This is a genomic window from Sphingomonas sp. 35-24ZXX (genome assembly GCF_000786215.1).
Lineage (GTDB): Bacteria > Pseudomonadota > Alphaproteobacteria > Sphingomonadales > Sphingomonadaceae > Blastomonas.
Window position 1 is genome coordinate 1 of the sequence record NZ_JROG01000026.1, and the last position, 673, is coordinate 673.

Annotated in this window: 2 protein-coding genes; both read right to left on the minus strand. The window is 59.4% G+C overall.

What is annotated here, in order from left to right:
- Window positions 1-44: 44 nt before the first annotated feature.
- Window positions 45-293, minus strand: coding sequence for a hypothetical protein (locus LI72_RS18635; protein WP_033927406.1), 249 nt, complete (start codon window positions 291-293; stop codon window positions 45-47).
- A 31-nt stretch (window positions 294-324) separates the two neighbouring features.
- Window positions 325-673, minus strand: a 349-nt coding sequence (locus LI72_RS18640; RefSeq protein WP_033927482.1) for an IS66 family transposase, incomplete at its 5' end; no start/stop codon positions are given.

Below are 673 nucleotides of genomic sequence, written 5' to 3' on the forward strand. Positions count from 1 at the left end.
CGTATCCATCCGGTGAAGGCCGCGGCATGACGCGGTGATGCTGCTTATCGGTCGTCGAGGAATGCCTCTGGGCCTTCTTCGGCGAGTGCCTTTCGGAATGCAGCATCGGCGGCGCGGTCAGTTGGGAATGGATCGTCCCACACGATAGATGTGTTGTTTTCGTTCACGACTTCTAGCGACCAGCCCGGTTGAGTGGCGAGGCGAACGATGCTGATAGTCAGCCGGATGCCATTTTGCTCAATGGTGCGTCCAAGAGGTGACTCGATCAGTTCGGGTTCTGGGCCGTATTGCATGCGTTGATGCTATGGGAATCGAGATCTGCCTTCAACGGGAAAGCCGCCAGTTCCACGGCAGGAGTTCATCGAGCCGAGTTGCCGGGTGGTCGGCGATGCGGGCGAGGACATCGGCGAGCCATGCCTGCGGATCGATATCGTTTAGCTTGGCTGTTTGGATGAGCGTGTAGATTACGGCAGCGCGTTGCCCACCGCGGTCAGAGCCGCAGAACAGCCATGCCTTGCGCCCGAGCGGGATGCAGCGCAGCGCGCGCTCGGCAGCGTTGTTCGTGAGACAGATCCTGCCATCGTCGAGGAATCGGGAAAACGCATCCCAACGCTTGAGCATATAGAGGCATGCCTTAGTGAGATCATGGCTCCGCGACAGCTTGCCGACCTGA

What these genes read in the sequence shown, in the direction of transcription:
- LI72_RS18635 (WP_033927406.1), bottom strand. Translation starts at nt 293, where the DNA reads ATGCAATACGGCCCAGAACCCGAACTGATCGAGTCACCTCTTGGACGC.